This is a genomic window from Alcaligenes sp. Marseille-Q7550, from assembly GCF_965112015.1.
In genome coordinates this window covers 1,772,531-1,794,463 of record NZ_CBCOPU010000001.1, presented here as the reverse complement: position 1 = coordinate 1,794,463, position 21,933 = coordinate 1,772,531, and the positions used below count along the sequence as shown (strand labels likewise).

General features: G+C 63.9%; 23 protein-coding genes and 1 pseudogene. 13 read left to right on the top strand and 11 right to left on the bottom strand.

Translation table 11 applies throughout. The features are described 5' to 3' along the window. Positions 1 to 721: 721 nt before the first annotated feature. Genes ACWPWO_RS08575 through ACWPWO_RS08560 form a run of 4 tightly spaced genes read right to left on the bottom strand, consistent with a single transcriptional unit; the run spans position 722 to position 4,309 of the window. Complete coding sequence (locus ACWPWO_RS08575) at positions 722 to 1,819, bottom strand: Ldh family oxidoreductase (protein WP_454005973.1); 1,098 nt, start codon at positions 1,817 to 1,819, stop codon at positions 722 to 724. Then, positions 1,816 to 2,997 carry a UxaA family hydrolase gene (locus ACWPWO_RS08570; RefSeq protein WP_454005971.1) on the bottom strand — a complete coding sequence of 394 codons (1,182 nt, stop codon included), beginning with the start codon at positions 2,995 to 2,997 and terminating at the stop codon, positions 1,816 to 1,818. Before ACWPWO_RS08570 ends, ACWPWO_RS08575 begins: the two co-directional genes overlap by 4 nt. Beyond that, positions 2,994 to 3,296 carry a UxaA family hydrolase gene (locus tag ACWPWO_RS08565; protein ID WP_454005969.1) on the bottom strand — a complete coding sequence of 101 codons (303 nt, stop codon included), beginning with the start codon at positions 3,294 to 3,296 and terminating at the stop codon, positions 2,994 to 2,996. Before ACWPWO_RS08565 ends, ACWPWO_RS08570 begins: the two co-directional genes overlap by 4 nt. A 35-nt stretch (positions 3,297 to 3,331) precedes the next feature. Continuing rightward, positions 3,332 to 4,309: a tripartite tricarboxylate transporter substrate binding protein gene (locus ACWPWO_RS08560; RefSeq protein WP_454005967.1), complete on the bottom strand. Its 978-nt coding sequence runs from the start codon at positions 4,307 to 4,309 to the stop codon at positions 3,332 to 3,334. A 111-nt stretch (positions 4,310 to 4,420) separates the two neighbouring features. Between ACWPWO_RS08560 and gcvA the strand changes: the two genes are divergently transcribed. After that, on the top strand, positions 4,421 to 5,308 hold the full coding sequence (gene gcvA / locus ACWPWO_RS08555) for a transcriptional regulator GcvA (protein ID WP_454005966.1): 888 nt from the start codon (positions 4,421 to 4,423) through the stop codon (positions 5,306 to 5,308). 9 nt (positions 5,309 to 5,317) lie between these two features. Here gcvA and ACWPWO_RS08550 read toward each other — a convergent pair whose 3' ends face one another. Continuing rightward, positions 5,318 to 6,106, bottom strand: coding sequence for a hypothetical protein (locus tag ACWPWO_RS08550; protein WP_454005965.1), 789 nt, complete (start codon positions 6,104 to 6,106; stop codon positions 5,318 to 5,320). A gap of 214 nt (positions 6,107 to 6,320) precedes the next feature. On the opposite strand from ACWPWO_RS08550, the gene ACWPWO_RS08545 reads away from it, so the two are divergent. Beyond that, positions 6,321 to 6,650, top strand: a complete 330-nt coding sequence (locus ACWPWO_RS08545) for a DHCW motif cupin fold protein (protein WP_454005963.1) — start codon at positions 6,321 to 6,323, stop codon at positions 6,648 to 6,650. A gap of 44 nt (positions 6,651 to 6,694) precedes the next feature. Here ACWPWO_RS08545 and ACWPWO_RS08540 read toward each other — a convergent pair whose 3' ends face one another. Further along, entirely contained in the window at positions 6,695 to 6,955 is a 261-nt protein-coding gene (locus tag ACWPWO_RS08540) for a hypothetical protein (RefSeq protein WP_454005961.1), read from the bottom strand. On the opposite strand from ACWPWO_RS08540, the gene ACWPWO_RS08535 reads away from it, so the two are divergent. Together ACWPWO_RS08535 and ACWPWO_RS08530 are read left to right on the top strand one after the other, a co-directional pair. After that, complete coding sequence (locus ACWPWO_RS08535) at positions 6,942 to 8,018, top strand: hypothetical protein (RefSeq protein WP_454005959.1); 1,077 nt, start codon at positions 6,942 to 6,944, stop codon at positions 8,016 to 8,018. The two genes, ACWPWO_RS08540 and ACWPWO_RS08535, sit on opposite strands and share 14 nt — an antisense overlap. Further along, on the top strand, positions 7,982 to 8,359 hold the full coding sequence (locus tag ACWPWO_RS08530; protein ID WP_454005958.1) for a hypothetical protein: 378 nt from the start codon (positions 7,982 to 7,984) through the stop codon (positions 8,357 to 8,359). Before ACWPWO_RS08535 ends, ACWPWO_RS08530 begins: the two co-directional genes overlap by 37 nt. Positions 8,360 to 8,366: 7 nt before the next feature. Here the strand turns inward: ACWPWO_RS08530 and ACWPWO_RS08525 are convergent, their stop codons facing one another. Then, positions 8,367 to 8,783, bottom strand: a complete 417-nt coding sequence (locus tag ACWPWO_RS08525) for a GNAT family acetyltransferase (protein ID WP_454005957.1) — start codon at positions 8,781 to 8,783, stop codon at positions 8,367 to 8,369. A 349-nt stretch (positions 8,784 to 9,132) separates the two neighbouring features. Between ACWPWO_RS08525 and ACWPWO_RS08520 the strand changes: the two genes are divergently transcribed. Genes ACWPWO_RS08520 through ACWPWO_RS08510 form a run of 3 tightly spaced genes read left to right on the top strand, consistent with a single transcriptional unit; the run spans position 9,133 to position 12,611 of the window. After that, complete coding sequence (locus tag ACWPWO_RS08520) at positions 9,133 to 10,476, top strand: uracil-xanthine permease family protein (protein ID WP_454005955.1); 1,344 nt, start codon at positions 9,133 to 9,135, stop codon at positions 10,474 to 10,476. Between the two features lie 12 nt (positions 10,477 to 10,488). Beyond that, entirely contained in the window at positions 10,489 to 11,907 is a 1,419-nt protein-coding gene (locus tag ACWPWO_RS08515; RefSeq protein WP_454005954.1) for an amidohydrolase family protein, read from the top strand. Continuing rightward, on the top strand, positions 11,904 to 12,611 hold the full coding sequence (locus ACWPWO_RS08510; RefSeq protein ID WP_454005952.1) for a sulfite exporter TauE/SafE family protein: 708 nt from the start codon (positions 11,904 to 11,906) through the stop codon (positions 12,609 to 12,611). The genes ACWPWO_RS08515 and ACWPWO_RS08510 overlap by 4 nt, the downstream gene beginning before the upstream one ends. On the opposite strand, the gene ACWPWO_RS08505 is transcribed toward ACWPWO_RS08510, so the two are convergent. Next, the gene (locus tag ACWPWO_RS08505; protein ID WP_454005950.1) at positions 12,608 to 13,636 is read right to left on the bottom strand and encodes a LacI family DNA-binding transcriptional regulator; all 1,029 of its coding nucleotides are present in this window, start codon (positions 13,634 to 13,636) and stop codon (positions 12,608 to 12,610) included. The genes ACWPWO_RS08510 and ACWPWO_RS08505 overlap by 4 nt on opposite strands. Positions 13,637 to 13,809: 173 nt before the next feature. On the opposite strand from ACWPWO_RS08505, the gene ACWPWO_RS08500 reads away from it, so the two are divergent. Further along, complete coding sequence (locus tag ACWPWO_RS08500) at positions 13,810 to 13,962, top strand: hypothetical protein (protein WP_454005948.1); 153 nt, start codon at positions 13,810 to 13,812, stop codon at positions 13,960 to 13,962. A gap of 127 nt (positions 13,963 to 14,089) precedes the next feature. On the opposite strand, the pseudogene ACWPWO_RS08495 reads toward ACWPWO_RS08500, so the two are convergent. Beyond that, positions 14,090 to 14,686 (bottom strand): annotated as a pseudogene (locus ACWPWO_RS08495) (methyl-accepting chemotaxis protein); the annotation flags it as partial. Positions 14,687 to 15,531: 845 nt separating this feature from the next. Between ACWPWO_RS08495 and ACWPWO_RS08490 the strand changes: the two are divergent. From ACWPWO_RS08490 to ACWPWO_RS08480, 3 genes are all read left to right on the top strand, one after another. Continuing rightward, positions 15,532 to 15,696 carry a hypothetical protein gene (locus tag ACWPWO_RS08490; protein WP_454005947.1) on the top strand — a complete coding sequence of 55 codons (165 nt, stop codon included), beginning with the start codon at positions 15,532 to 15,534 and terminating at the stop codon, positions 15,694 to 15,696. Positions 15,697 to 16,168: 472 nt separating this feature from the next. Beyond that, on the top strand, positions 16,169 to 16,783 hold the full coding sequence (locus tag ACWPWO_RS08485; protein ID WP_454005945.1) for an SOS response-associated peptidase: 615 nt from the start codon (positions 16,169 to 16,171) through the stop codon (positions 16,781 to 16,783). A 163-nt stretch (positions 16,784 to 16,946) separates the two neighbouring features. After that, positions 16,947 to 17,354, top strand: a complete 408-nt coding sequence (locus ACWPWO_RS08480) for a GFA family protein (RefSeq protein WP_454005943.1) — start codon at positions 16,947 to 16,949, stop codon at positions 17,352 to 17,354. Between the two features lie 111 nt (positions 17,355 to 17,465). Here the strand turns inward: ACWPWO_RS08480 and ACWPWO_RS08475 are convergent, their stop codons facing one another. Together ACWPWO_RS08475 and ACWPWO_RS08470 are read right to left on the bottom strand one after the other, a co-directional pair. After that, complete coding sequence (locus ACWPWO_RS08475) at positions 17,466 to 17,675, bottom strand: hypothetical protein (protein WP_454005941.1); 210 nt, start codon at positions 17,673 to 17,675, stop codon at positions 17,466 to 17,468. 408 nt (positions 17,676 to 18,083) lie between these two features. Further along, positions 18,084 to 18,929, bottom strand: coding sequence for a DUF2971 domain-containing protein (locus ACWPWO_RS08470; RefSeq protein ID WP_454005940.1), 846 nt, complete (start codon positions 18,927 to 18,929; stop codon positions 18,084 to 18,086). 1,302 nt (positions 18,930 to 20,231) lie between these two features. Here ACWPWO_RS08470 and ACWPWO_RS08465 point away from each other — a divergent pair. Both ACWPWO_RS08465 and ACWPWO_RS08460 read left to right on the top strand, forming a co-directional pair. Next, entirely contained in the window at positions 20,232 to 20,528 is a 297-nt protein-coding gene (locus ACWPWO_RS08465; protein WP_454005938.1) for a hypothetical protein, read from the top strand. Between the two features lie 22 nt (positions 20,529 to 20,550). Beyond that, positions 20,551 to 21,885: a PQQ-dependent sugar dehydrogenase gene (locus ACWPWO_RS08460; RefSeq protein WP_454005936.1), complete on the top strand. Its 1,335-nt coding sequence runs from the start codon at positions 20,551 to 20,553 to the stop codon at positions 21,883 to 21,885. The last annotated feature ends 48 nt before the right edge of the window (positions 21,886 to 21,933 follow it).

The window sequence follows — 21,933 nt, the reverse complement described above, 5'->3', positions numbered from 1 at the left end:
GGGCGATCCTTGCGAAGTAGCAGTCCCGGTCCACCTTACCAGAGGCGCCCGCGCAGTCCAAGAGTGGTCTTCCCTGCCCGGAGCGCTTCCATAGAAACAAAAAGGTTCCTCGAAGAATTCCGGGGACTGAATTGCCAAGTCAATGCCGAACTGTTTTTTTGAAAACGCCGTTCAAGGCGCGGGAAGAGCGGACGGCGCTGATGGCTTGCCGGCGCGGCGCGCCGGTGCCCTGGTCGGAGCGCCTGGCCGGGCGCGTCGTTAACTCCGGCGGTTGCTCGCCCCCCAGGCGAGCAACAAGCGCCGCCGTCGAACAGAACGACGCTTGCACCCCGTCCCCACGCCCCGCCTGCGGCAAGCCATCTGACCCGCCCCGTCCGCTCTTCCCGCGCCTTGAACGGCTCAAAATGCCGATGACATCGACCCGGCCACAGGCATCATTCACCAAACAGAAAGCGGGATGCGGGGGCGGGAGGCAAGGGGCGTGCTGCTCGAACAAGACGCTTGTGATTCGTCCAGTGGACGAATCACCCTGTGAGGTTCACGCCCCGCCCGCCCCAGTATCCTGACCAGGGAACCCGCGCACAGCGCGGGCGAAGGACCCAGCCAAGCCGGCCCGCCCCGGCCGGCCTTGCGAGAACCCGAGCTTCTTTCCGCTTGGCCCGAACCGCTCGTCAAACACGGGGAAGTTCCCCGGAATTCCTCGAAAGACCAATAAAAAGCCCTACCCGGCCAGGCCCAGGCGATCATCGCACACACCGGCGGAGGCTGGAACGACAGCCGGCAAAGGCACGCGGCGGCTCTGCGCCAGGCAAGCCAGCTCCTCGTAAATGCTGGCCTGTATCGGCACCAGGCCGCTGGCCCGCACTTGCGCTTCCAGCCGCGCTCCGCGCTGGCCGGGCAGGCGCGCCTGCTCGCCGCCCTGGCGACGATAGCTGTCCGCCCAGGCCCCCATATAAGCATCGAACATCCCCTGGCTCAGGCCTTGCGGATCGATCAACAGCATCCAGGCGCTTTGCCGGCCCATGGCGCCGGCCGTCGGAATGAAAGCAGGCTGCTCCAGGGCTGCAACACTGGCGTCGCTGGCCGCCAGGCCGCCCGCCAGGCACTCCACCAACATGGCCAGACCCATGCCCTTGTGCATGGCGCTGGGCAGCAAGGACCCTTGCAATGCCGCCTGCGGATCGGTGGTCGGCCTGCCTTGGGCATCCAGCGCCCAGTCTCCGGGGATGGCGGAGCCCTCCCTGGCCTTGAGCAGGATGTGGCCGCGGGCGGCCACGCTGCAGGCCATGTCGAACACCAGGGGATCGCGGCCGGCGACGGGGCTGGCGTAGGCGAAGGGGTTGTTGCCGATGGCCGGTCCCTGGAACCCAGGCATGCCCATCAGGGGCGGCGTGCGTTGGGCCAGCAGGCAGAAGAAGCCCTGCTCGGCCGCCTCCAGCGCATACATGCCCAGGGCGCCCAGGTGACCGCAAGCCTGGATGCGGATCGCCGCCATGGCCTGCTTGCGCAGAAGCGGCAAGCCGTGATCCAAGGCCGCGCGCAGGGCAAGCTGCCCCAGGGCTCCATCCGCCTGCACGAGCAGGCCGCCCGCCTCGTCCGCGCTGACGCGCAGGTCCGGCCGCGCATTGACCTCGGCGCTCTCCAGCTTGTCCAGATAGGACGCCAGGCGGGTGATGCCGTGCGTGGCAATGCCCCGGGCGTCCGTGCGCAACAGGTAATGCGCCGCCACGCGGGCCTGCTCAGCGGGCACGCCCGCTGTCTGAAGCATCCGGGCGCACCAGGTCCGCAAGGGCTCGTACTGAACATGCACGACGCTCATGCTTGGGCCGTCCCGGCATAATGGCGCGCGAAGCCCAGCTCGATGCGCGAGATGGTGATTTCCGTATCGCCCAGCACCTCGCTGCGCGTCAGGCTGCCGCAGGCCACGCGCAAGGCGGCCTGACGCAAGCGGTCGGCGGCGTCCTCCAGCGACTGTCCCCGGCTGAGAATGGCGCTGACGTCCACATCGATATTGTCCCGGAATGCCTCGGCGGTGCGCGGGTTTCCGGTGACCTTCAATGCCGGGCTCAAGGCATGGCCGATGGGATTGCCCACTCCCGTGTTGAACACGATCAGGTGCGCCCCGCCAGCCGCGATCGCGCAGACGTTCTCCACGCCCGGCGCCGGCGCGTCCATGAAGACCAGGCCTTTTCGGCTGGGTTTCTGGCCATAGTCCAGCACTTCCATCAGCGGGCTGGTGCCGCCCTTGCGGATGGCGCACAGCGACTTTTCCTCCACGGTGCTCAGGCCGCCGGCGATATTGTCTTCGCCCAGGGGCCACAACTGCAGGCCCTGGAAATCCGACAAAGCCTCCAGCCGCTTGACGGCGCCCAGCAATTGCTGTGCCACCTGAGGGGTGGCGGCGCGCTCGGCCAGCAGGTGCTCGGCTCCGACGATTTCATCGGTCTCGGACAGGATCACGGTCCCGCCCTGGCGCACCAGCCAGTCCGATACCAGGCCGGTGACCGCATTGGCGGTCAGGCCCGAGGTGGCGTCCGAGGCGCCGCACTCCACGCCTATCACCAGCTCGCTCAGCGCAAAAGACTCGCGGCGCTGATGCGAGGCTTCGATCACCAGCTCCAGCGCCTGCTGCACCCCGTGCTGCACCGCCAGCACCGTGCCGCCTGCGTTCTGCACGTCCAGGCTGCGCACGGGACGGCCGCTCAAGGCGATGGCCTGCGCGATGCGGCGCGTGGTGACGCTTTCCAGCCCGATCACCAGGGCCGCCGCGACGTTGGGATGCGCACCGTAATTGATCAGGACCCGGTCGTGCCGCTCCAGGTCAACGCCGAACTGGCCACGCCCGTAGGCGGCGCAGACCGGCACCGTGCCCGCCACCTGTTCACAGATGCGGCGCACCACCGGATTCACATTGTCCATGACGGCGATCACGGCCACATGATTGCGTATGCCCACGCCGCCATCGGGGCGGGCGAAGCCCAGAAATGTCTCGCTCACGATAGATCTCCCCGGCCGCGCCGGCTTTCCACATTGTGCATATGCACGTGCCAGCCCTGGCCGATCGCCGCCGTGGCCACGCCCATGACGGCGCCGTACTTCAGGATCGGATCGCCCGCCGCCAGATCCGACAAGGCAAACTTATGTCCCATCGGTATATCCTCCATCACCGTCAGGGACGCAGCCCTGTGCGGCGCGGCGCAGGACGCAGGCAGGTCCAGCCGCGTGCCCGCGGCCAGGCGCCGCAAGGCCACGCCGACATTGTCCTTGTCGTCCAGCACCAGAAAACCCGGATTCATGCCATTACTCCTTGATTGAACGCCGCGCGGACAGGTCATTGCGCCCGGGCCGCCAGTTCGGCCGCATCGCGGTAGTACTCGGCCTCGGCGGCCAGTTCCCGGCGGAACGCCGCCGCCTCCAGGAAGCGAGGCTCCAGGCCGGCCTGGAGCAGGCGCTCGCGCACCGGTTCCTGCGCCATCACGGTTTTCAGGGCCGTCTCCAGCCGCGACCGGACCTCGGCAGGCGTGCCGGCGGGCACCAGCCAGCCAAACCAGGTCAGGGGTATCGCGCCGAAAGACTGGTCCAGCGCCTCGCCGACGGTGGGCACGCCGGGCAGCAGGCCCGATCGCTGCGGATTCAGCACCGCCAGTGCCTTGACCTGCCCGGCCTGGATCTGCCCCATGACGGTTCCCAGCGCGACCACGACCAGGTCGACCTGGCCGCCCATCAGGTCGGCCACGGCGCGGCCGCCGCCGTTATAGGGGATATGCTGGGGCGACATGCCGGCCTGGTCCGCCAGCTTGCTCATGATCAGGTGCATGGGCGTCAGGATGCCCGGAGTCGCATAGGTGACGCGATCCTGCGGGTCGCGACTGCGCTGCCGCCATTGCTGCACGGATTCGGGCCGGTCCGAGCGGGCCACCAGCACCATGGGCGCCACCGCAACCTGGGCAAGCGGCGTCAGGCGCTCCAGCACATCTTGCGGCGCAGGCGTTTTACCCGTCGCGGCCAAGGATATTTCCGAGCTGCCCGACACCAGGGTGTAGCCGTCCGGCTTGGCCCGCAAGGCCGCCTGCACGCCCACCGCGCCGCCGCCGCCCGGACGGTTTTCCACCACGAAAGGCGTTTTCAGCTCCTGGCCCATGGCTTCGGCCACGATGCGCGTGGCGATGTCCGCCGTCCCTCCAGCGGCATAGGACACGACGACAGTGATGGGCGCCTGCGGATAAGGCGTCTGCGCCATGGCGGATGCGGCGGCCGCCGTCAAGACGGCCAGCCCGCACCGGGCCAGGACCCGTGCAGCTCGGTTCATGATGTCTCCCGGTATGGAATTGTTATGCGGCCATTCTAACGTTTGAAAAACCTTCGGCGAATGCAATTGCCTTTAGAATAGCTAACAACCCGTCAAGCTTACCGAGCCGCCATGAAACGACGACGCCTGCCCCCCTTGAATGCCGTGCGCGCCTTCGAGGCCGCCGCCCGTCACCTGAGCTTCACCGCCGCCGCGCAGGAACTGCACGTGACTCATTCCGCCATCAGCCAACAGGTCAAGCAACTGGAAACCTGGCTGGACATGCACCTGTTCATGCGCCAGAACAGCACCCTGGCCCTGACGGACAAGGGTCATGCCTATTTGCTGGAACTGCGCCAGGCGCTGGACACCATCGACATTGCCACCCAGGATCTGCAAAGCGCGCGCCACAATGCCACCCTGACGCTCAGCGTGCTGCCCAACTTCGCCATGCATTGGCTGGTCCCGCGACTGTCCTCCTTCCAGCAACGGCATCCGGACATACGCTTGTGCCTGCTGTCAGGCACGCTGCCCCTGCAGCAGCTTTACGAATCCTGCGACCTGGCCGTACGCCCCTACGGCCACGCTCCCGAATTCCAGTTCGACCACCTCTGCGGCGCCGACATGCTGCCCGTCATGAGCCCCGCCTTCATCCGGCGCCACCGCATACGCGAGCCCGCGGACCTGCAGGCCGCGCCCAAGCTGCACATCACTCATTCACCGCAGGATTGGCCGCGCTGGCTGGGCTCCCTGGGTCTGCAGGACCGCCTGCCGCAGGAAGGCATGCTGTTCGATTCGCACGCCGTCGCCTTGCAGGCGGCCATGGCCGGACTGGGGGCGCTGATGGGACAGACGCCCTTCATCCAGGAGATGATAGAAAAGGGATGCTTGCAGGCGCCGTTCCCGCACAACGTGCAGACGGAACGGACCTGGTATCTGGTGTCGCCCAAGGGGAGGCTGCCCCACAAGGCCGACTGTTTTCGCCGCTGGCTGCTGGAACAGGCCCGCGGCCCGGCATGAAGCCCGCCCTCAATATCGCGGCGGCCGGGCGTAGCCGCCCTTGGAATCGGCGGGGAAAGGATTGGGGGCGGCGGCGGGTTCATGGGTCCGCAGCTCATACAGCACGACCCCTATCACGCCGATATTGCGGAAATCGCCCGCCAGGGTATGGCTGGCATAAGCCCTGTCCTTGCCGGAGAAGCGAAAAGCGGCGACCTCGTCGGCGCTCTTGCGAAAGCCTTCGATGCGCAGGACCGCGCCGGGCTGCAGCATATAGCCGTTGTTGCGCCGGCTGCCCGCCTGCCCCGACAGCACATCCAGACCGTCTACGGTGGTGACGATCTCGTAAGGCGTGCTGCTGCGATTCTCATAGACCAGCACGTAGCGCTCCCCGGCCTTGCCCGCCAGCTGGTAATTCTTTTGGCCGGGCGTGCTGTAGATGGGCAGGGGCAAGCCGCGCGCGTCCTGCACCGACCATTCCACATTGCCCCGATCCAGCAGGATGCTGCGCTGCGCGTCCAGCCCGCTTCCCAAAGCCTGGCGGATGCCGCGCTCATCGGAGTAGCGCAGTTGCTGCAGATCCCGTTCCGGCTCGATACGTTGAGCCTGGACGGTATAAATGTGCGACTCGCGCCCTTCGCCCCATTGCGTCCCCAATGTGGAGGCCGCCTGCGGCGCCATGCTTGAGGCCGCCGCACCGACCGCCTGGCGTTCCGGCGCATGCGGCGCCGTACTGCAGGCCGACAGGACAGCCGTCAGGCAGAGCAGGCTCCAGCGCTGTTTCCAGCGGCCGGCCAGGAATAGTTCGCGTGCGTTCATGTCCTTCCCCTTTGATGTCCCAACCATGTCATGGCGCCCAAGCAGACGCACAGGCGCTAGTGTCCGGCATACGCGCCGCCCTGGGTAGTCAGCAAATTTCAAAATTGAAATGGCTTGTATCTGCTTCGCCCGCGTGGCGCACGGACAAATGGCCGCTCAAGCCCCACGACTTGGCCTATCATGCAGACATATCCGCAACTTCGGACACCCTCTGATGAACATCGCCAACCTGCCCTTCTGTACCGTCGACTGGTCCACCATCACGCCCACCGAACACAAAGGAGAACAAGGCATGGCCTGGTGGCGCACGCAGCAATTCGGCCCCATACGCGTGCGCATGGTCGAGTACAGCCCCGGCTATCTAGCCGATCACTGGTGCGTCAAGGGACATATGCTGCTGTGCCTGGAAGGCACGCTGGAGACGGAACTGCAAGACGGCCGGCGCTTCACTTTGCAGCCCGGGCAGTCCTATCATGTAGCCGACAACGCCGAGGCGCATCGCTCTTCCACTCTTACGGGTGCGCGGCTGTTCATCGTCGACTGAACGCACTGTCCACTCCTACCCCAGGGCACGCTGACCGGATCGCGTCACAGCTTGCCCTGGCTCAAGCCGCACTGGGCTTTGCCGACGGCAGGCGTCGCCCAGCCAGGGGATGATCGATGCCGCCCGGTCGATGAATGCAGCGACAAGCGCGTCTGCATCGGCTTTGCAAGCAACTGCAGCATCTGCTTACCGATCCCGTACCGCGCCCCATTCCGCACCCGGGCCTGATCGCCTACACTGTCGGCGGTCCTGCGGCCGCCTCTTTTCAAAAACAACAAACCATCCATCACCGTGAAGCCAGTCATCCTGTTTGCCGCCATCGTCGGCGCCCTTGCCGGCGCCGGCGGCGTCGCCCTGACCCATTTGCAACCTTTCTCTGCCCGCCCCGCGCACGAATTGCCCCGTCTGCCCCTGGACCAAGCCGTGTCTGGCGAATTGACCAGCCAGAGCCACCTGAACCTGAGCGACGGGCTGCGCAGCATGGCCTTCGAGCTCCAGGCCCAGGCAGGGCAGCTGATTTCCCTGACTGCCAGCGGCCCGCTGCAGTCGCAGATCAGCGTGCTGCGCGATGGGCGCCTGGTGGCGCGCAAGCAGGCCTGCGAGTACTGCGACGACGAGCAGCAGAACCAGAATCGGGGCTCCACGCTGGGCTTGCGGATCGACCATACCGGCCCCTACGTGGTCGCCGTCAGCGGCATCGATGCCAGCGCCTACGGCCCCTTCCAGCTGACCGCCCGTGCCTTTCCGGCCTATACGGGCGATCCCCTGCAGCCGGGCCAGAATCTGACGGACCTGGCCATGGGCAAACTCAAGGCCTACCGCTTGAATATTGTCGAGGACGGCTTGTACACCATCACCATGGACGCCGACCACGCCTCCCTGGATCCCTATTTGCGCCTGACGGGCCCCGGCAAACGCAGCGAGCGGCTGCGCCTCGAGGATGACGACAGCGGCGGGCGGCAGAATGCCCGGATCCGGGCCTACCTGAAGGCCGGCAGCTACATCCTGCACGCCACCTCCGCGGCGGACATGTCCACCTTCCAGGGGCCCTTCACGCTGGGCGTCCAGCGCGAAGCCTTGCCGAAGAACCTGGACCTGAAAGACGGCGCCCGGCTGTCCCTGGACAAATTCTCCTACACCGGCCTGTTGACCGGAGCGGAACAGAATTTCACCGTCGCCCTTGAACAGCCCACCCTGCTCACCCTGGAAATGGATGCACAAGGTCCGGCGGCGGCTTTCACATGGGCCTGCATCAGTCCTCCACCAGCCGCAGTGATGATCAGATCCAGGTTCTGCGCGCCGTCGTCCCAGCAGGCACCCATACCGTCACCGTGCCTCAAGGCGCTTCTGGCGGCCTGTTCTCCCTGACCCTGGCCGGCGAGCCGGCGCCCGCAAATGCGGGCGGCGGACCGATGGCGGTCGGCGAACGCCGCCACGCCGTACTGCCGGCCGGCGTCAAGCGCGAAATCTACACTCTGACGATCGAAGAAGAAGGCGAGTACCTGATCGACATGCGCTCGGAGGCGTTCGACAGCTACCTGGTGCTGAACCGGGACGGCCAGGACATCTACCAGGACGACGACAGCGGCGGCGGCTACGACGCCCGCCTGGAAGCCTTCCTCTTTCCCGGCGAATACCTCCTGCAAGCCGTGAGCCTGGACAACAGCGACAGCCCGGCCGAATACGAGCTGCAGGTCCGCAGAAACTGAAGCCCGTTCAATCCGGGATCAAACGGCGCCCCAGGCAGACCACGTCGTCCTGCCGATAACCCAGGCGATGATAGAAATCCAGCACCTGACGGTTCGAGCTTCGGACCAGCAGGTTGACCTTGGGGCAGCCGCGCTCGCGCAACCGTTCTTCTATCCGCTCCATCAAGGCCCTGCCATGCGAGCGCTGACGGTGGGATGGCGCCACCGCCAGGTAGTAGACCCACGCCCGATGCCCGTCGAATCCCGCCATCGCCGTGGCCATGACGGCGCCGTCCAGCTCGCCGACCAGGAACAGCTCGGGCTGCTCGCCCATTTTGCGCTCGATGTCCCGGACAGGATCATTCCAAGGCCGGAGCAGGTCGCATTGCTTCCATAGCGCGATGACTGCGCCCTCATCCTGCGCGCAGTAAGAGCGTACCTTCATGAGCTCTGCATCCCCATCAATCAATTAAAAGCAGCAGGTATCGGCAGAGCAGGCTGCCGCCCGCCCAGCCGCCGCACATTTCGCCAGTGGCGTTCTTTGTCGATTGGAACATCGTACCGGCTCGCCGATCAGTCCCCCACGGCGCAACAGTCCCGTTATTGCAGCAAACGTGATAGTGACTATCACCGCGACCCAATGCCTGCTCGCTTAGCGAAAATTACACTACCAAAACGTTTTGGTTAACTATAAAATTCAAACCAAAACGTTTTTAGCCAAGAACTTCAATGACAAACCCACAAAGACCGCGCAGCGGCATCGCCAGGCGCAAGGCGCGGCGCAGGAGACAACTATGAAACACACGCAATGCGCGCAGGTGGACGAATTGCATTCGCCCCAGCGCATGATCACCTTCGGGCTGCAACATGTGCTGGTGATGGCCGCTTCACCCATCGCCGCCGTTTTCCTGATGAGCAAGGCCCTGGGCCTTGATGCTTCCCTGACCACCCAATTGCTCAGCGCCACCTTCCTGGTATGCGGCATAGGCACGCTGATCCAGTCCTTCGGCCCCGGCGGGATAGGCGCGCGGCTGCCCTTCGTGATGCTGCCCGGGGGGGCGCCCATCGTCCTGTTCATCCTGATCGCCCAGCAAAGCGACTTGCCCACCGCTTCCGGCGCGGTGATCCTGGCCGCCGTGCTCTACTTCCTGATCGTCCCCATCTTCAAGCGCTTCCTGCGCTATTTCCCGGCCCTGGTCATCGGGACCATGCTGCTGCTGGTCGCCGTGAACCTGGCCCAGATCTCCGGCAAGCTGATCGCCGGCGCGCCGGGAACGCCGGAATTCGGCAATACCGACAACCTGCTGCTGGCCCTGGTGACGATCGCCGCCACCGTATTGTTCGCGCGCCTGCTCCAGGGCATGTGCCGCCAATTGGCCATACTGCTGGGCCTGATCGTCGGCGCTCTGGCCGCGGCGCTGATGGGCCACGTAACGATAGGCGATCCGGGCGCCGGCCCACTGCTGGCCCTGCCTTCCCCTTTCCCCTTCGGCCCGCCCCGGTTCGACCTGGTCGCCGCCTTGCCGCTGCTGCTCTTCACGCTGATCTCCATGGTGGAGGCCACAGGCCAGACCATTGCGCTCAACGAAGTGCTGGGCAAGGAAAGCGAGGCCGAGCAGCAGCGCGAAGTGCCCAACACCATACGCGGCGACGGCCTGGCCTCGCTGCTGGGCGGCCTCTTCGGCACCTCCCTGATCATCACCAGCGGCGAGAACATCGGCATCATCCGCGCCGCCCAGGTGCGCTCCCGCTACGTCACGGCCGTCTCGGGCCTGTTCCTGATCCTGTTCGGCATTTTCTCGCCCCTGTCCGCCCTCATCAGCGTCATTCCCGGCGCGGTGATCGGCGCCACCGGCTTGGTCGTCTTCGCCATCGTGGGCACCATGGGCATAGACATGCTGCGCAAGGTGGACCTGCGCAATCATTCCGCCATGTACGTGGTGGCCACCGCACTGGCCGTGGGCCTGCTGCCCATCGTGGTGCCCGGCATCTACGACCAGTTGCCCTCCCAGTTGCGCCTGCTGCTGGCCAATGGCGTGGCCATGGGCGCCGTCACCGCCGCGGTGCTGAACTACCTGTTCGTCCATCTGGGCCGCGGCGCCGCCCAGCCTTCCGCCGCCCCCGCACCTCACCCCTGATCGAGCTTCATCATGACTATGTCTCCCGCATTTGAACCTGTCGCCCTGTCCCAGGCCCGGATTCTCGAACCCGACCATCTTCTGCTGCCCGAAGGACCGGTGCGCGGCCACGCCGTGGTGATCGACGCCGGCCGCTTCGCCGACATCGGCCCTGCGCAGGACGTCATCGGGCGCCACCCCGGCCTGCCGCGCCTGGCCCTGCCCGGCCACCTGCTGATGCCCGGCTTCGTCGACGCCCACCATCACCTGACGCAGTCCTACGGCAAGTCCCTGGTCTATGGCGAGCCCTCCGAAATCTTCCGCCGCGTCTGGGTGCCCCTGGAGAGCACGCTGAACGCGCGCCATCTGTACGTTTCCTCCAAGCTGGCGGCCCTGGAAGCCCTGCGCGGCGGCTTCACCACCGTCTGCGACGCCGGTACGCGTTCAACCGAAGGCCTGGACGCCATCGTCCAGGCCACGACGGACGCCGGCATACGCTGCGTTCTGGGACTGATCTGCAACGACCGCCAGGGCGACGCTCTGCTGGAGGCCGCCCCCATCCTGTCCCGGGCGCAGGCCCATCTGCGGCAGTGGGAACATCACGACCTGATCACCCCTTCGCTGGCCATCTCCATTCCCGAAGCGGCCAGCGACGCCATGCTGCATCGCATCTATGCCATGAGCGAAGAGGCCGGCCGCATATTCCAGACTCATGCCAACGAGCACCTGGTGGCCGTGGAGCGCTCCCTGAACGCGCATGGTCGCCGCCCCATCGAGCATCTGGCCCATATCGGCGCCCTGGGGCCGGCCGCCCTGCTGGCGCATGCCACCCTGGTCACGCCCGGCGAGCTGCGCCTGCTGGCCGATCTGGACGCCGCCGTCTCCTACAATCCCGTCGCCAGCGCCTGGAAAGGCAATGCGGTGGCGCCCGCGCAAGCCATGCTGGCTCAAGGCATACGGTTGGGCATGGGCACGGACGGCACCCGCAGCGACGCCTTCCGCATGATGGATTACGCCGAGGCGGCGCAACGCTTTGCTTTCGGCATGATGGTGGGCGACTCCTCCTGCGGCGCGGGCTGGACCTGGCTGGACATGGCCACCCGCGGCGGCGCCCAGGTATGCGGCCTTGGCGCGCAGACCGGCCAGGTGCGCGTGGGCGCGCAGGCTGACTTTCTGCTGGTTGACCTGCGGGTGCCGGAGATGACGCCCTCGTGGGACCTGCCTTGGGAACTGGTGCGCGTGGCCGCGCGCGACCAGATACGCGCGGTGGTGGTACAGGGCCGGCTGCGCCTGTGGGAAGGCCAGCCCGTGGACTGGGATCCTCAGCCCCTGCTGGACGAGGTGCGAGAGCTGGCCCGCCACGCCATCGCGCAGGCGGACATCCGCAAGCTCCATGCGCCGTCCACCGAACACCTGGCGCGGCGCGCTGAACGCGAGCAGGTCTTGGCATGACGGCTGGATTGTTCGCCGCCTTCGCGGCCGTGCTGGCCGGCGCCTTCATCCAGGGCGCCAGCGGCATGGGCTTCGCCCTGATCGTCGTTCCCGTGCTGGCCCTGGTCCACCCGCAGGCCATTCCCGGCGCGCTGCTGTTCCTGATGCTGCCCCTGAACGCCTATGTAGCCTGGCGGGAACGGAGCGCCGTCGACCGCCGCGGCACGGCCTGGATCACGGCGGGACGCCTTTGGCGCACCTTCCCCGGGGTGGGCATTCTGCTGGTCCTGTCCACCTACTGGCTGAATCAGTTCGTCGGCATCAGCACGCTGCTGGCCGTGCTGGCCTCCGTGCTGGCGCCCAGCTTCACGCCTGGCCGCAATGCCTTCATCGCCACAGGCCTGGTCACGGGCATTACGGAGACCGCCACCGGGATCGGCGGCCCGCCCCTGGCCCTGGTCTACCAGCATGCCCCGGTCGTCACCCTGCGCTCGACCGTGGCCTTGTGCTTTCTGATCGGGGAAGTCATTTCCCTGGTGGTGCTGGGGCTGTCGGGCTCCCTGGCCTGGTCGCACCTGAGCTATGCCTTGCTGTGCGTGCCCGCCCTGCTGCTGGGCATGGCGCTCAGCCATCTGGTGCACCACCGGCTGGACCAGCGTCGCCTGCGCCTGGGCGTGCTGCTGTTCGCCACGGTGTCGGGAATTGCCGTGATGGCGGCCGGCTAGGCGGCTGCCTGGGTGGAGGCGCGAGCCCTGAGTTCAGGCTCAGGGCCCGCCGCCCGCGAACGACGGGTATCGCCGGACAAGTGTTCGAAAAGCAGGTCCACCGCCAGGGTGGCCACCTGCTCCAGGTGCAGGTCCACCGCCGTCAGCGCCGGCTCCGCCGTACGGGCCCGCAAGCCGTCATAGCGGGTCGCCACCATCACATCCTGCGGCACCTTCCGGCCGGCCTGCCGCAGGGCTGACAGGGCCCCTACGGCGAAGGCGTCCACTGGCACGCACAAGGCGTCCGTGTCCGGATATCGGGCAAGCAGGGCCGCGCAGGCGGCCCGGCCGCCCTCCTCGCCCTGCACCTCGTCCACCTCCGCATAACACGGCCGCATGCCTCGCAGGGCCGCGAACTCGTCATAGACTTTCTTGTGGCTGGCGTAGGAATCCCGCGCCGCGCTGCCCTGCACCAGGGCGATGCGCCGGCGCCCCTGAGCCCACAGATGCTCCAGCAGCAGGCGCGCCGTCGCCGTGGACTGAAGATCCACAAAAGGGATCGTATCGGCCGTCCCGCCCTGGCGCCCGATGGACACCAGCGCCACGCCGCGCTCCTGCAGCAAGCGCACGTTGGGATCCTCAGCCAGCGGTTCGATCAGAATGGCGCCGTCGATATCCAGTCCTTCCAGCAGGGCTTGCGCGCTCTCCAGCGGCGGAACAAACACCAGGGCCAGTCCGCGCCGCATGGCGGCTTCGGCGGCGATGCCGGCCACCTCCATCATGAAGCCCAGCCGCGACACGCCGCCCGACACGGCGAACGGCATGGACGACACCAGCGCAATGCTGTTGGCCGCTCCCGAGCGCAGCCGCTGCGCACGGACATTAGGCCGGTAGCCCAGCTCCGCCGCCACTTGCTTGACCCGCGCCCGCGTTGCCGGATCGACCACGCCGCGGTCATTGAGCGCATGGGAAACCGTGGTCAGGGACACCCCCGCCGCCTTGGCGACGTCGCGGATGGTGATACGGCGGGAGATGGAAGAAGTCATGTCTGCTTGAGTCGAACAACAGGCAGCCGCCGCGGCGGCTGGAAATACACGAATTACCGCAAGGTGTCGTATTATCGCTGCTCCGTCGCCAGGCGTGCATTGTCCGCCGCCGCGTCCGCAAGCCCAGGCGCCAAGAGCGCAATACACGTCACTTTACCCCGCCGACCGGAATCATGCCCATTCTCGTCCTGTTGCCGCTCATCACCCTGCCGGCCATCGTCCTGGCCTGTCGCACGCAAGGCGCGAACCGTGCGCTCAGCCTCATCATCGTCGCGGCGAGCCTGGGTGCAAGCGCCTGGTACATGCAGGGCATCCCGGCGCTTTGAGACCCGGCCGGCTCGCGCCCGCCTCCACGCCCGACAGGGCCCGGATTATCATTTCCGTGACGAAATCGACAAAGGGGCCGGGAACAGCCCCGTCCCCGGCCCCATGCTTAACCTTGGCGCAGCAGGCTCAGAAACTTTCCCAGCCCTCGTCCGGGGCTCCGACAAGGGCGGGCTTGGCCGGCGCAGCCCTGGACATGGCGGGCATACTGGAAAGCCGCTCCTGGCCTGACTTGGCCAGGGCATAGGCCCGAGGAGCGCCTGCCTGAGCCTGGGCAGTCACGGCAGCAGCCGGCTTGGCGGCCCCCTCCTGCCGGGCTGCGATGCGAAAGACCGCCACGGCGTCGACCAATTGCTCTGCCTGATCCTTCAGGCTGGCGGCGGCCGCGGCGCTTTGCTCCACCAAGGCGGCGTTCTGCTGGATGGCCTGGTCGATCTGGGCGACGGCTTCGCCCACCTGGGCCACTCCCACGCTCTGCTCGTTGCTGGCAGCGCTGATCTCGCCCACGATGTCCGTCACCCGGCCTATGGCCTGCACCACCTGGTCCATGGTCTCTCCGGCCTTGTCCACAAGCGTCGAACCCTGCTCCACCCGTTCCACGCTGACGGTGATGAGCTGCTTGATCTCCTTGGCCGCCTCGGCGCTGCGCTGCGCCAAGGAACGCACCTCGCCGGCGACCACCGCAAACCCCTTGCCCTGCTCGCCGGCGCGCGCGGCTGACACGGCCTGCTCATAAAATGATAAAAATAGCCCAAAATTGAAACATAAGTATCATATTGATATTTATTGCACGATAAAACTGAAACATCGCAAAAAACAGAAAATAGTGTGGCAAACAGCCACACAAGCTCTGCGCGCCAGGCGCAGCCCAGGGGCAAGAGTTGGAATTGCCGCGCACGAGCGGAGCTCCCGGTTGACCGCCCGTCTTCCGGCCCATGAGAAAAGCCGCCTTGAAGGCGGCTTTCTCCGTTGACGTCTTACTTTCTCGCAGGCATGTAATCCTCGGGCTTGTCATGCTTGCTTGGAAAATCGCTGGGCCATCTCATTGGTTCCATATCAAACCCTCCATCATTTCCGTCCCTACATTAAGCACACGGCGAAACGCCTGCCATAAGCCGAACAGCTCCCCCTGTACGGATAGTGACGGGATCACAGCGAATGGATCCGGCATATGCCAGTAAGACTTCCCCTGTCTGGAAAAAATCCCCGCTGAGTCCAGATAAAGACCGGGTCATGCGCGAGCAAGACGACACGCGCCTGCAAACACTCCTGGATCAGGGCTAGCCGACGGCGCCGGCCCAGAGACACCGCCGCACCCTAAAGGAAAGCGCTAGCGCTACCGTAAAAGCAAGGGCGTTCAGCAGTCATGCCGATTCTTGCTGGTTTCACGCAATGACCCGATATCAAACCCTGCAACTTTCCGAACCAGTCCCTCTCTCGCCGGCATGGGCGCCGGTTTGCACGTGCGGAACGGTTCATTTTTGAACGACATTGCCCAATTTGACCCGAAGGAACCCTAAGCGCCACCCGGTCAACAGATCAAAAAAACCATAAACAAAAGGACAAACACCATGATGCGCAGCACTACCGCATTTGATGACCAGTTTATTTTGCATCCTGATAATGAGTCGCAGACTCAAGCTTCGGTGCCGACAGTGCAGGCCCAGCCAAGCGATGAACGCCAGCGCATGGGCAAGGCGCCGAACGATTGCATGAGTAGTATTTCCAAACGATAATAATGATCTCTTCGAGGACAGCGACAACAATGCGTTGCTGAACGGCATTACGCTGCTGGCGCCGGCCGGCAGGCCGCCCTCGAGGCTGCCAACAAGGAGACCTGCCAGTGACCGACGCCATCGCAGTCATGCTCGCCATCACCGCAAAGGATTGGAATCTGTCCAGCCCAGTGCCGGAATTTCGACGGAGGAAACTTCCCGTCCACAGGCGAACTGCTCAATGGCTGGCAGTTGCAGGAGCGCCGTTGCCGTTCACCCCGAAGCGCTCCAGCCCGAGGGCGCGTTCTGCAACTGCGCTGCGTTCAGCCCGCAGACCTGCAAGCGCAGCATCTTCTGCCGCCAACTCGTTCGCATGGACGGCGCCCATGGCAGAGAATGACTCCGCCATATACAACAGACCCGCAACACAGGATTGACGCCTGGAGACAGCAGGCATACCGTCTAATACAGACCCTCTTCCAAGGAGAGCGTTATGTGTGGACGTTTCAGCCAGCGAGCAGCGGTCGAGACCTATGTAGCCAAGGCGGGATGGAAGCCCGCGCGGGTCGAAGTGGGAGACGGCCTGAAGTACAATATTCCCCCGGGCACGTGCCCCATCGTCCTGCACCGGTGGGGCACAGGTGGGGACCAGGTCGACAGGCTGTTCTGGGGCTATAAGCCGCGCTGGTATTGGCGCGGGCCCGAAATCAACGCTCGCCTGGACAAGATTCTGAAAAGATCACGGATGTGGCGCAGCCTGCTGAATCGACGCGTCATCGTCCCGGTGGACGGCTGGTTCGAATGGCCTGGCAATCAGGAACGACTACAGCCCTGGTACATACATGCCACAGACGGGGATCCGATTTTCTTCGCCGCAATCACGGCCTGGGAGCCCGGGGAAAACTTCGACGTCAAGCATGGTTTCGTCATCGTCACGGACGACGCCGTGGGCCCGATGCACGGGCGATACAAGCGCCGGCCCATGGCGCTGACGCCCGATGCCGTACGCGAGTGGACGTCGCCCGATGTCAGCGTCGAAGCCGCCTTGGAGCTGCTCTCGACAGCGCGGCCACAGCCTTTGAATGGCATCCCGTCACGCCGCAGATGAACAATGCAAAATACCAGGCGCCGAACGCCAACTACCAGATCGCGGATTGAGACTGCTGCAGCACATCCTCCAGCGCGGAATTGGCGCAGCGCCAGCCCCTCCTCCACGACCTCTGATGGGCGGATGCGCCCCCATGCCATTGAACTCCGTATCGGTCAGGAGCATGCTGATGTATGAAGGAAGTTGCCTTTGCCAGGAGATCCGCTATCGACTCACTCAAGAGCCGGGCGAATTTGGCTATTGTCATTGCGCAAGTTGCCGCAAGGCCAGCGGTTCGAGCCACGCAGCCAACGCTCCGGTGAAGCGCGAGCACTTCCATTTGCTTGAGGGTGCGACCGTACTGCGAGAGTTCGAATCTTCGCCGGGGATGTTTCGAGCCTTCTGCTCCAACTGCGGTTCACCTATTTATGCGTTCCGGGCGGAGCGGCCGGAATTGCTGGGCATTCGGCTTGGCTCGCTGGACACACCCTTTTTTAAACTGGCGAAAGAGCACAGGTACGTGGCCGAGAAAGCGCCTTGGGAATCGATCACGGACCAGCTTCCACAGTACCCGGGCCCGCACACCGGCTAAAAAACGGCAAAAGCTTGAACCAGGAGCCGTCCTGCCACGCAGCAAATATGCGATACGCAATACCGGGCATGACTTATCAACCATCCATTTATCGACCGGCGGTACCAGACTTTAGCTATGACTCATGAGGAACTGCAAACGCTTGCCAGCCTGCTGCGCCTTGACCAGGGCGTCATCACAGCCGCGAGCCTTGTTCTGGTCGAAGGCCAGCAGGTGGCTGACGCGGCTCGCGCCCACGGAGCCGACGCCGCCCTGCTTCAGCAAGCCATCGCCAGTATCGTAGATGCAGAACGTCGAGTTCGCGCTACGTTCGTGTGCCACTCCCCTGGTTGTTGCGAAGTAGTCGTGGGCCATAACGACAGCCACCGGGCCCCAGGGCTGATCTCGCTTGACATTGATGATGAGGTCCGCCTGATATGTGCCAGAGTTGGCGTGATGGTGCCTGTGCGGGTCACCCGGCTTCCCGGTACGCCCCGCGGCTACTACAGGGGCGTCGTGCTCGACCTGGAGCACTCGAGCATGCGTTACCGACGAGGCGACGGAGTCATGTTCAGCGACGACCAGGCCGTGCTGCCGGCAGGAGTTCGCCGGTCGCGGCGGCCGATACCCGTGTAAACGCTCGCTTTGCCAGGCGGGCAGCGGCTGCAGAAGCCAGGTGTGAAGCAGGCCTTGCGACAGCGGAAGCTGAACGATGCGCCTATGCTGTAGCCACAGCCAAATGGATGCCGATCAAATCCCGGCGAACACCGTGGCATCCGCAATCTCTTTCCGTATGGAGGACTCCATAGCCGATTTGCCGACCGCCTCCTCCGTTATTCGGTTTATTGCGTCCATCATCCATAATGGCGACTGATAATGCATGACGACATTCTCAACAAGGCGCGACAAATCGACCTGGATCGCCTGTCCGGTCCGGCTTGTCTCTCTCTCGATATCCACATTGGGATTATACAGAATCGCCCTGACCTCTTTTTCCGATTCGAAAGCGCGTGACTTCTGCAAGAACAATGTAGCATTACCTTTTATGTCATGGATTGCACTTGATTTATCAACATACTTAACGTCCTCCAGAATAATTTCATGATCGACAGGGACAATCAGGGAATCTTTAAGCCTGTCCACCGACGACAGCATCATGACAGATCCAGCCCCGGCCCCATAGGCTCTCCACATGTCGACTCGCTCATGATCAAACCTGTTCCAGCACCATATATCCACCCAGGACGCCATTCTTTCCACATCTCTTGAATACCCGCTTTTCGGCCTTTTGCCAAAAAGACTCTGATATGAATCTTCTTCCCTGAGGATGTCTTTCTTGTCATTTTCGGTTTTTTCCACCGAAGGCCAAAGATAGTCCATTGCCAAGTCAAGAATTTCCGCTCCGCCATTTCTTAAAAGCAGACCGCAGGGGCTCCACCTCCCTTCCAGCGGATCGCCCTCGTTGCCATTGACATTCCGAAGACCCCTTATATTGGGGAAAAATGCATAGCCGAACTCCATTAAGTAAAAGAATTTCTCGAAGCTCATATAGCGAGCCACCCGCGTATCCGACCTCAAGCTGGTAAGAAAAGACATGGACCTGATCCAGTATCAACGGTTTGAATTCCACCCATCACTGCGTGTTTGTGCATGCACCATGCGCCCCGCCCAAGCAGCCCCCGGTCCGGCGCGTCAACAACAACCGCCTCCAGGATCTTGGGCAAGCCTAGGCGGACTGATGCGGCGCCTCCGAGCGCTACTACGAGGCCATCAATCCACGGCCCTGCCGGGAAAGAAGTGATGGATGGGTTTGTCTGGGGCGGGCGGTAACAAATTTCATGCCCAAGCGCTCCGGGCCTTGCTTGGGAAATCTGGTTTGCCGATTGTTCAAGCCCGTTAGAATGAAGCTTTAATCAATCAGCCAGCACACAGCGAATGCCATAGGCTTGATTTTCGAACTGAACGGCAGCATTCCTTCGGTATTGTTCTGACAAGTACCGAAGTACATCAAATCCGCAAACGCAAGCGCCGGAATCAAGAAAGCCGCCCCTTAGGGCGGCTGTGCTGGTTGGTTTTACCCGTTCACAAACTGATTGTGATGATCATGTTTGCCAGGGAAGTCACTGGGCCAGTTCATGGGCGTGTCATTCATGTCCTATCCTCCTTCATTCGTTAATCAAGGAAAGCGTAGAACCGAGTCTTCATGGTATCAGGTCTGCATACAAACTCAAGCGCTTACACCACGGGACTTTTCATTTTTCGATGATCGGCTTTTCATCGTCAGGCGGGGACTCATCCAGATACGGTTCGAAATCGCGTCTTGCACGCCTCGAGAAGCGCCGAATGCCCACAGCTCGTTCAGTATTTCTCCCGACCCATGACAACTGCCGGCGCCATGAACAGAACATCGAAACAATGGATGGCGCAGGCCAACTGGATTAGGATATACATGTACGTCCTGCGCTCCAATTCACGTCCAGCATGACAGCAGACAACAAGCATCAGGCGTTCTTTCCAGCGTAGCCCTCCTCCCTGCCCGGCCGAGGCTGCGCGGCCCGTCGGACACCGACTGATGCAAGGGCTGACGCGCGGCTGCGCCAATCTGCAGCCAGCCTGCGAAAGGGCAGCTTCTGTTCTTCTGCCCTTTCGTGATGGGCACGCCCGAGCCCCTGGAGCCGGCCAAGCGCGACCAGGCCTTCGGACAGATGGAGGGCGTGCCGTCCTGAATGGTCGGCCTGCAGTGCCAGAAGACAATGCAGAACGACAGCATCTGTCAGAGGTTCCCAATGCCCACACGTCCCGTACAGATACGATCGCGACTGGCCTGCGCCGTGTTCGCGCTTCTCAATCCCATCCCCTTCGGACTTTTCGTCGCGGCGCTGATCTTCGACGCGACCTATGCATGCAACGCCAATGTATTCTGGGTCATCGGCGGCCTGGCTGAACGCGTTCGGGCTGATTTTTGCCATCATCCCGCGCCTGATCAACCTGGTGCACGTCTGGATTCCGGCAAATCGCAGCACTCGCGTCGAGAAGCTCGACTTCTGGCTCAATCTTGTTGCCATCGCCGCCGCCGTCGCGAATGCCTTCGTTCACAGCCGGGATGCCTATGGCGTCCTGCCCGAAAGCCTCTGGCTCTCGGCCATCACAGTGGTTCTCATCTCGATCGCTTGCATCGCGACTGCACTGCAGTAGGCATCAGCACAGGGAGCTCGCCATGAATAAAGCGGATTGGTCCAAGGCAGGCGCCTTGTTGTTGGCAATGGCGTTGGCTGGCTGCGAAAAAGCGACTTACGAACCGGCGCAACAGTCGGGTCCGAACCCTCCGCTGCCAGAGCCAAAGACATTCCTCGTTCCGCCCGTCAAGGTGCCTGATGCGACGGGCTGGGCGGAAGGCGAAAAACCCGCCGTCGCAAACGGGCTGAAAATCGAAAAGATCGCCTCCGGCTTGATGCATCCCCGGCAATTGCTGACCTTGCCCAATGGCGACGTGCTGGTGGTCGAGGCCAATGGCCCGGGCACCGAGCCCATCACCTCGCCCAAGCAGATGATCGTCGGCGCCGTCGTGAGCCGTTCCGGCAAGGGCGGCAAAGGCGGCAACCGCATCACTTTGCTGCGTAAACCGACCGGCCGGGAGGGCGAGTGGGAAAAGCACGTCTTCATCGAGAACCTGCATTCCCCGTTTGGCGTGCAATTGATCGGGGATGCGCTGTACGTCGCGAACACCGACAACATCATGAAGTATCGCTACACGCCGGGCGAGACGCGCATGTCCGATCCCGGCGTGGAGTTCACGGACCTGCCCGGCGCCATCAATCACCACTGGACGAAAGCGCTGCTGGCCGGCCCCGATGGCAAGAAGCTCTATGTGGGAGTCGGCTCCAACAGCAACATCACCGAGAATGGTCTGGACGTGGAGTACCGGCGTGCGAACGTGCTCGAGGTCGATGCACAGACCGGGGCAAGCCGCATCTACGCTTCCGGCATCCGCAACCCGACGGGATTGGGCTGGGAGCCGGTGACCGGAAAACTCTGGGCCATTGCGAACGAACGCGATGAGATCGGCGCGGACCTGGTGCCCGACTACCTGACCTCCGTCCAGGAGGGCGGGTTCTACGGCTGGCCCTACAGTTATTTCGGACAGCACGTCGATACGCGCGTGCAGCCGCAACGGCCGGACCTGGTGGCCAAGGCCATCCGCCCCGATTATGCCCTGGGCTCGCACGTGGCGCCTCTGGGCCTCTGGTTCTACCAGGGCCGCAACCTGCCCGAAAAATACCATGGCGGCGCGTTTGTCAGTGAACATGGAAGCTGGAACCGCGCCCCGCTGAGCGGGTACGACGTCGTCTTTGTGCGGTTCAAGGATGGCAAGCCCGAGGGCGTGCCCGAACGGATCGTCACCGGTTTCGCGTCGGACGACGACAGAACCTCGAGAGGCGCACCCGTTGGCCTGGCCGAGGACGCCGAAGGCGCGCTGCTCATCGCAGATGATGTCGGCAACACCGTCTGGCGCGTCTCGTCTGATGCTGGCGGCCAAGCGGGGGCACGGTGAACCTGTGCCGTGCGTCTTCCGGCGGCGCCGATTCGACGCCCTTACTCC

Excerpts from the sequence above, each read along its gene's own strand:
- ACWPWO_RS08575 (WP_454005973.1), bottom strand. The coding sequence starts at position 1,819 with ATGAGCGTCGTGCATGTTCAGTACGAGCCCTTGCGGACCTGGTGCGCC.
- ACWPWO_RS08565 (WP_454005969.1), bottom strand. The coding sequence starts at position 3,296 with ATGAATCCGGGTTTTCTGGTGCTGGACGACAAGGACAATGTCGGCGTG.
- ACWPWO_RS08560 (WP_454005967.1), bottom strand. The coding sequence starts at position 4,309 with ATGAACCGAGCTGCACGGGTCCTGGCCCGGTGCGGGCTGGCCGTCTTG.
- gcvA (WP_454005966.1), top strand. The coding sequence starts at position 4,421 with ATGAAACGACGACGCCTGCCCCCCTTGAATGCCGTGCGCGCCTTCGAG.
- ACWPWO_RS08550 (WP_454005965.1), bottom strand. The coding sequence starts at position 6,106 with ATGAACGCACGCGAACTATTCCTGGCCGGCCGCTGGAAACAGCGCTGG.
- ACWPWO_RS08545 (WP_454005963.1), top strand. The coding sequence starts at position 6,321 with ATGAACATCGCCAACCTGCCCTTCTGTACCGTCGACTGGTCCACCATC.
- ACWPWO_RS08540 (WP_454005961.1), bottom strand. The coding sequence starts at position 6,955 with ATGACTGGCTTCACGGTGATGGATGGTTTGTTGTTTTTGAAAAGAGGC.
- ACWPWO_RS08525 (WP_454005957.1), bottom strand. The coding sequence starts at position 8,783 with ATGAAGGTACGCTCTTACTGCGCGCAGGATGAGGGCGCAGTCATCGCG.
- ACWPWO_RS08520 (WP_454005955.1), top strand. The coding sequence starts at position 9,133 with ATGAAACACACGCAATGCGCGCAGGTGGACGAATTGCATTCGCCCCAG.
- ACWPWO_RS08515 (WP_454005954.1), top strand. The coding sequence starts at position 10,489 with ATGACTATGTCTCCCGCATTTGAACCTGTCGCCCTGTCCCAGGCCCGG.
- ACWPWO_RS08510 (WP_454005952.1), top strand. The coding sequence starts at position 11,904 with ATGACGGCTGGATTGTTCGCCGCCTTCGCGGCCGTGCTGGCCGGCGCC.
- ACWPWO_RS08505 (WP_454005950.1), bottom strand. The coding sequence starts at position 13,636 with ATGACTTCTTCCATCTCCCGCCGTATCACCATCCGCGACGTCGCCAAG.
- ACWPWO_RS08500 (WP_454005948.1), top strand. The coding sequence starts at position 13,810 with ATGCCCATTCTCGTCCTGTTGCCGCTCATCACCCTGCCGGCCATCGTC.
- ACWPWO_RS08490 (WP_454005947.1), top strand. The coding sequence starts at position 15,532 with ATGATGCGCAGCACTACCGCATTTGATGACCAGTTTATTTTGCATCCT.
- ACWPWO_RS08485 (WP_454005945.1), top strand. The coding sequence starts at position 16,169 with ATGTGTGGACGTTTCAGCCAGCGAGCAGCGGTCGAGACCTATGTAGCC.
- ACWPWO_RS08480 (WP_454005943.1), top strand. The coding sequence starts at position 16,947 with ATGCTGATGTATGAAGGAAGTTGCCTTTGCCAGGAGATCCGCTATCGA.
- ACWPWO_RS08470 (WP_454005940.1), bottom strand. The coding sequence starts at position 18,929 with ATGTCTTTTCTTACCAGCTTGAGGTCGGATACGCGGGTGGCTCGCTAT.
- ACWPWO_RS08465 (WP_454005938.1), top strand. The coding sequence starts at position 20,232 with ATGCATGCAACGCCAATGTATTCTGGGTCATCGGCGGCCTGGCTGAAC.
- ACWPWO_RS08460 (WP_454005936.1), top strand. The coding sequence starts at position 20,551 with ATGAATAAAGCGGATTGGTCCAAGGCAGGCGCCTTGTTGTTGGCAATG.